The following is a 6,996-nucleotide window of genomic DNA, read 5'->3' on the forward strand; positions in this document are numbered from 1 at the left end:
GGAAGCGAGGAGTATAATTGGTTCCAAACCGACTGGTCGGTCTGCGCGAGAGGTGAGGGATTTTTGACAAAAGACAAGATAATAGAAGCTGCTATAAGGTGTTTTTTGAGGAAAGGCTATTATGCGACGAGGATGGAGGATATCGTTGAGGAAGCGGGAATAAGCAAAGGGGGTATATATTGGCACTTTAAGAATAAGCGTGAGATATATCATGAGGTAATGAAAAGACAGATAGAAAAGTACTCACGACTATTTTCTGAGCTTATTGAGGCAGGAAAAAGTTTGAAAGAGATATTGCTTGAGGGAGGCAAACACCTTCTAAAGGCCTTAATGGAAGATAAGGAGATCATTATAGCTATGCAAGAGTTTGTACTTGAGGGCATGAGAAGTAAGAAGACGCGGGGTGAGCTAAGGAAGTTGTATCTGAGTCATGTTAATAACTTAGAGAAGCTTTTTGAGAAATACAGGCACGACGTTAATGTTAGGGAGAAGGCAAGGCTTATAATGGCTTGTATAGATGGGCTCTTTGTTCCAGCAATAGTCTTTGAGGATGATCTTAAGGAGGTATTAAGAAGCTGGAAGCTTTTTGTTAACTATGTTTTAGCGAGAGGTGAAGGTGAATGCGAAGAGGAATAATTTTAGCAGTCTTGGCGCTCTGGATTTCGCTTTCTGGAGTGGCGAGCGGATTAACCCTTGATCTTAATAAGGCGCTTGATCTCGCCTCTAAGAAGAATCCAAAGCTGAGGGAAGCAATGGCTGCCGTTGAAGCGGCTAAAGCAAAGCTAATTCAGGCAGAAAGCTTGCTTTATCCAAAGATAGACTTTCAAACGACGAAACTTGAGAAGAGCAAGACGGAGGCTGGCTTTCCTGAATTTCCTCCGGGATTGAATCCCTCTCCTGCAGATCAGTTTCTCTATGAGCTTATGAAAGGTGTGGTAGGCGGATTGGGGAGCTCGATGGCACCCGATTATCAAGCCAACATAAGCTTGACCTATCCTTTATACCTTGGAGGGAAAAGAAGTGCTCTCATTAAATCTGCGAAAGAAAATCTCCTTTCAGAGCTGGAAAAGCTCAGGGAGGTTAAGCAAGAGGTTTTTTACTCTGTGAACGAGGCCTATTATAAGCTCCTTAAGGCTAAAAGTATGTTATCGCTCGCAAGGGATACAAAAAAACAGCTTGAGGCTCACTTAAGAGAGGTTAAAGCCCTCGTTGAGGTTGGAATAGCGTCAAGGAGCGATCTTCTGAGAGTGGAAGTTGCACTGGCTAATGCTGATCTCGGAATAATAAGGGCGGAGCATGCGGTAAAACTGGCGAGGCTTGGATTAAAATTTGCTATCGGGCTTAATATCGATGAGGATATAAAGGTTAAAGAGGAGTTGGGATATTCGCCTATAGGAGGTGAGTTAAGCGAGTATCTTAAAGAAGCGTACTCAAGAAGGCCTGAGATTCTCAGCGTTCAGCACCTTATAAGTGCTCTTAAGGCAAGTGAACGTGCTGCTCTCGCTGACTATAGGCCTCAGCTTCTTCTTTCTGCTAATTATCAGTGGAGCGGTGATACCTTCCCTCCGGAGGACAATAGCTGGAACGTTGCGCTGGTTTTAAGCTTTAAGCTTTTTGATGGTGGGGAGACTAAGGGAAAGGTTAAGGAGGCAAGAGCTAACCTAAGAAAACTTGAGGCTACGTTTGAGAATTTGAAAAAGGGGGTTGCCTTAGAGGTAGAATCTGCCTATCTTTCTGTTAAAGAGGCGGAGAAGAGAATAAAAGTAGCAGGTGCTCAGGTTGAGAAAGCCCTTGAGGATTTCAGAATAGCTGAGGAGGAGTACAAGGCTGGTGTGGGAACAAACATAGATGTTCTCGATGCTCAAACTGCGTGGAAGGAAATGAAAGTAAATTATATACAAGCTCTTTATGATGCAAATGTGGCAGTTGCTAAACTACTTTTGGCTATAGGGAGGGATAGACATTGAGAAAACGGTTCGGGTTTCTCGTTGCTTTGCTTCTTTTAGCAAGCGTTCAGGGGGTAGCTTTTGCCAGAGATTTACCGCCAGTTAAGATTGTGGTCGCTAAAGTTCGCGTTTTTAAGAAAGTATTTACGTTTACCGCCAATGCTATGGCCTTTAAGACCGTAGATCTTTTCCCCCGCGTTCAGGGAAAGATATTAAAGAAGCTTTTCGTGGATGTTGGTGATAGGGTTAGAAAAGGTCAGCTCTTGGCGCTTCTTGACGATGAGTATGCGAGAATACGCTATCAGGCAGCGTTAGCCGGTGTAAGGGCAGCTGAGGCTGCTTTGAGGCAGGCTAAGGTGCTGGCGGATAATGCGAGGAGAGACTACTACAGGGTAAAGCAGCTCTATTCCAAAAAGGTGGTTTCCAAGCAAAAGCTTGATCATGCTAAAGCTCAGTACGAGCAGGCATTCGCTGGTTTAAGACTTGCGGAGGAAAAACTGAAGTCTGCTAAGGTTACGCTTTCTGAAGCCAATCTTCTTCTAAGCTATCATAAGATAATTTCACCGGTAGATGGCGTAGTAGCGATGAAGTTTTTCGATGAAGGGACAATGACTTCCTCGGCAAAACCCATACTGCGCTTGATACAGGATGATCCGATAAAGGTTCAGGGAGGGCTTCCTCAGGAGGCTTTATCCTGTGTCAGAATAGGTCAGGAGGTAAAGGTTTATGCGGATGCCTATCCCAATAGGGTATTTGAAGGTAGGGTGAAGATAATCTCTCCGCTTGTGGATCCGCTTTCAAGAACCTTTACAGTTGAAGCATGGGTAGATAATCATGAGCATCTGTTAAAGGTTGGGATGTTTCTGAGGGCTAAGCTTTTCGCAGGGAAGAGAAAGGTTCTCGCGATACCAGTTGGATGTATAACCTCTCTTAATAAGGTGTTTGTTTATTCTGCCGGTGTAGTGTTTGAAAAAAGACTCAGGCTTGGGGAAATTCAAGGAAATTATATCGAGGTTCTATCGGGTTTGAAACCGGGGGAGAAGGTAGTGTTTCAGCCAACAACTTGGTTGAAAAACGGTATGCATGTGGAGGTGGCTGACTAAGGATGCTTAAGCTCACGCGCTTTTCCGTCAACAGGCCCGTTACCGTTCTCATGATATTCTTCGCGGTCTTGATCATAGGAGTATTTTCCTTTACCTACCTGAAAATAGATCTCTTGCCCGAAATAGAGCCTCCAGTAATTCACGTTATAACCGTTTGGCCCGGGGCGAGCGCTACGGATGTAGAATCGGAAGTTACCAAGGTAGTAGAGGATTATATGGCGACGGTATCGGGGTTGGACGAGCTGAAATCAAAATCATTGGACAATGTATCTGTGGTATCTTGTGTTTTTAAGTGGGGAAAGAATTTGACGGAGGCAACTAATGATATCAGAGATCAACTTGACCTCGCTAAGAGGCATTTACCAGAGGGGGTGGAGGAGCCTCTCATTTTCAGATTCTCCTCGTCGATGTCCCCTGTTATGATTCTAACTTTTACGGCGAAGGAGAGCTATCCACAGCTTTATCATATCATCGATAAGCGTATAAAAGAGGCATTAAGAAGAATACCGGGTGTAGGTACCACAGTTATATACGGAGGGATAAAGCGCCAAATAAACGTCATACTTGATATCGCTAAGCTTGAGGCTTATAAAATTCCGCTTTCTAACATAAAAGAGATACTCCTTTCCGAGAATTTAACGATACCTGCTGGAACCACAGATGTGGGATCCAAGGAATTTTACCTTAGAGTTCCTGGTAGGTATAGGAACATAAGGGAAATAGCTGATACTGTCATTGGCGTTTTTAACGGAAACCCGGTGTACTTAAAGGATGTGGCTAAGGTTGAAGATGGTTATGCTGAGGAGACGATGAAAGCATGGGGAAATGGTGATAGATCTATAGTTTTACTTATAAGGAAGCAAACAGATGCTAACACGGTTGAGGTCGCAAAAAGGATCAGAGAAAAGCTTCCCTATCTTAAGAGCCTGCTTCCTAAGGATGGAGGAGTTTATATAGCGATGGATTCTTCCGAGTTTATAAAGCTTGCCATTCGCAGACTTGCTATTACTCTTTTTCAAGGATTAGCGGTCGTTATGCTCGTTACCTTCCTGTTTATAAGAAGGCTTGGAGCGAGCTTCATAATAGGTTTATCGATTCCTTTTTCTCTCATAATCACTTTTATCCTTATGTTCGCTGGCAATTACACTATAAACTTGGTTTCTCTTTCCTCTCTTGCTATAGCCTCCGGTATGGTTGTAGATAATGCGGTGGTTATACTTGAGAACATTTCAAGGTATATAGAGAGGGGTGTCAGACCTAAGGTTGCTGCGACCATCGGAGCTGCGGAAGTAGGATCAGCTGTTTTGGCTTCTACCCTGACCACGCTTGCGGTTTTCGTTCCGATGATGTTTCTTTCCGGGTTCGCGGGAATAATGTTTAAACAGCTCGCTTTCGTTATGACCGTTTCAATTTCTGCATCGCTATTTATCTCTTTAACGCTTATTCCCTCAATGGCTTCAAGAAGGCTTAAGAAGCATGTTAAGGAAGGGTTCTTCTACAGACTTGGAGAATGGGTCCTAAAGTCTCTTGAGTCATTTTATAGAAGGCTTCTTTCCTTTGCTCTTAAGTTTAGATGGCTTGTTATCATTATTGCTGTTTTGGGCATGGTCTTGACAGTTTTCCTTTTCAAGCATATAGGCACAGAGCTTATCTCAAAGCCTGATATGGGTGAGATTCATATAACTTTCTCCTTGCCAGAAGGGACGCGTCTTGGGGTTACTGAGAAATATGTTAAAAAAATAATGAAATTTGTTGAGGATAACGTGCCCGAGAGAGTCACCTATTATGGTTACTGCGGAAGAACTGAGCAGGGAATAGGAGCAGCTATGGGATTTGAAGAAGGCTCTAACCACGGTGAAGTGGGGATAAAGCTGGTGCCGAAAACGAAAAGAAAGAGGAGCGCTGAGGAAATAGCTGACACGATAAGAGCGTATATTAAGACGCTTCCCGGTATCGATAAGTATGATGTAGCTACCTCAACGTTCATGAGAGCCATGTTTCTTGGAACCAAGTCTATAGATGTTGAGATTGCTGGGGATGATCTTAAAACTGTGTTAAACATAGCTACTAAGATAAAGAAGATACTGGGGAGTATAAAGGGAGCTGTTGGAATCACTATCTCACAGAAGGAACCACGACCAGAGATATGGATAAAGGTTGACAGGGAGAAAGCTTCCTTTTTAGGTGTTAACATGGCGCTTTTAGCCGATGCCATGCGAACTTATTTTCAGGGAGATTCTCCAACGGAGTATCGTGAGAAAGGAGAGGATTATGACATAAAGCTTAGGCTGAGGAAGGATCAAAGGAATAACATAGATCTTCTATCGGAAATACCCATTCCTACCATAAATGGTGGTGTCGTAAAGCTCGGCAGTTTTGCGAGGATAGAGAGAAAAGTGGGCCCTGTTGAAATAGACAGAAAGGATAGGCGAAGGATAGTGAGCGTTCAGGCGGATGTTACAGGGAGGTCCCTTGGAGATGTGGAGCGCGATCTTAAGGAAGAGCTTTCTAAACTTAAGCTTCCGCCCGGAGTTACTATAACTTTTGGTGGAGAGACCAAGCAGAAAAGGGAGACTTTTGTTGACTTGATAAAAGTTTTGTCTCTTGGTATCATACTCGTGTATATGGTTATGGCTTCACAATTTGAAGCCTTTCTCGATCCCTTCGTTATAATGTTTTCAATTCCTTTTGCCTTCACGGGTGTTGCACTTGGACTTTATGTGTTTGGACAACCCTTAAGCACTCATGCTTTTCTCGGCGTTATTATGCTTGTGGGTATAGTCGTTAATAATGCGATAGTTCTCGTTGACTATACCAATCTTCTTAGAGCGAGAGGGTATAGGCTTTTCGATGCTGTGCTTGAGACTGGCGTAAGAAGGTTAAGGCCTGTTTTGATGACCTCCATAACTACTATAGGTGGAATGATTCCCATGCTTCTTTCACAGGGGGAAGGATCGAGAATATGGAAGCCTTTAGCATCTGTTATGATAGGAGGGTTGACTTTCTCCACGCTGGTGACCTTGGTTCTTGTGCCTGTGGTTTATACTATCGTGGAGCAGTATATCAGGAGGAAGAAGAGATTTGTTGAAGGAAGAGAAAGTGCGAGGTAATCTTTGGAAACATTTGTGGGGAAAAGTGAGGAGGTTTTACCTCGTTCACTTTAGGATGGAGTATGTAGAGAGACAGCTTTCCCGACGAAGGGGAAGCTGTCTACAATGTGGAAGGTGTTGTAAGCTCGGGGTAAGGTGCCCGCACCTTACCCCGGATAATAAATGTAGAATTTATAACCACAAGCGTCCCAAACAGTGCGTTTACTTTCCAATAGATGAGCGAGATCTTGCCGATGTGGATTTTCAATGTGGGTATTATTTCGTGGATGATTAGCCGAAAAGCATCTTGAGACCGATAGCTATCAGAACCCCTCCAGAAGCTATCCTTATGTACTTAAGATAGGCGGTTATCTTACTGAAAAGCTTAAAGGCTTTATTTATGGCTAATCCCGTTATAAAAAGTGGGATTCCGAAGCCCAAGGAGTATGCTAAAAGCAGAGTTCCTCCCTTTAGGGCGCTTCCGCTTGATGCGGCGTATAGAAGAATGGTCGCGAGTATGGGACCTATGCAGGGAGACCATCCTAAGCTGAACGATATTCCCATGATGAATGCGCTTATGAAAGGGATGGCTTTCTTTCCTCTCCCTGTGTTCGAGAGGGAGAAGCCAAATTTCAATATATATTTATCGAATATAAACTGAATGCCGAAAAGCAAGGCTATTGCTCCTCCGATATATCTTATTGCATCGCGATGCTTTGTAAGAATGCTTCCGAGAGCACCGGCGCTATAACCTAAGGCTATAAATATAGAGGATAGGCCCGCTATAAATGCGAGTATCTCAAGCATTACCGTTGGGGTAGAGCTCTTTCCCTCTATATCCTCGGTGGATAGACCTGC

The 6,996-nt window shown here is 43.7% G+C and carries 5 protein-coding genes; 4 read left to right on the forward strand and 1 reads right to left on the reverse strand.

Annotated features, from left to right (window positions below; translation table 11 throughout):
• Positions 1–63 precede the first annotated feature (63 nt).
• From J7M13_05025 to J7M13_05040, 4 genes are read left to right on the forward strand one after another with little or no spacing between them, the layout of a single operon-like run.
• Positions 64–636, forward strand: a complete 573-nt coding sequence (locus J7M13_05025) for a TetR/AcrR family transcriptional regulator (GenBank protein MCD6363345.1) — start codon at positions 64–66, stop codon at positions 634–636.
• Complete coding sequence (locus J7M13_05030; protein MCD6363346.1) at positions 621–1,967, forward strand: TolC family protein; 1,347 nt, start codon at positions 621–623, stop codon at positions 1,965–1,967. Before J7M13_05025 ends, J7M13_05030 begins: the two co-directional genes overlap by 16 nt.
• Complete coding sequence (locus tag J7M13_05035) at positions 1,964–3,049, forward strand: efflux RND transporter periplasmic adaptor subunit (protein MCD6363347.1); 1,086 nt, start codon at positions 1,964–1,966, stop codon at positions 3,047–3,049. The genes J7M13_05030 and J7M13_05035 overlap by 4 nt, the downstream gene beginning before the upstream one ends.
• Before the next feature lie 2 nt (positions 3,050–3,051).
• Positions 3,052–6,159, forward strand: coding sequence for an efflux RND transporter permease subunit (locus tag J7M13_05040; protein MCD6363348.1), 3,108 nt, complete (start codon positions 3,052–3,054; stop codon positions 6,157–6,159).
• 270 nt (positions 6,160–6,429) lie between these two features.
• On the opposite strand, the gene J7M13_05045 is transcribed toward J7M13_05040, so the two are convergent.
• The coding region (locus J7M13_05045; GenBank protein ID MCD6363349.1) for a sulfite exporter TauE/SafE family protein at positions 6,430–6,996 on the reverse strand (567 nt) is incomplete at its 5' end.

Source organism: Synergistota bacterium, assembly GCA_021159885.1.
Classification (GTDB): Bacteria; Synergistota; GBS-1; order GBS-1; family GBS-1; genus AUK310.

What these genes read in the sequence shown, in the direction of transcription:
- J7M13_05030 (MCD6363346.1), top strand. Translation starts at nt 621, where the DNA reads ATGCGAAGAGGAATAATTTTAGCAGTCTTGGCGCTCTGGATTTCGCTT.
- J7M13_05040 (MCD6363348.1), top strand. Translation starts at nt 3,052, where the DNA reads ATGCTTAAGCTCACGCGCTTTTCCGTCAACAGGCCCGTTACCGTTCTC.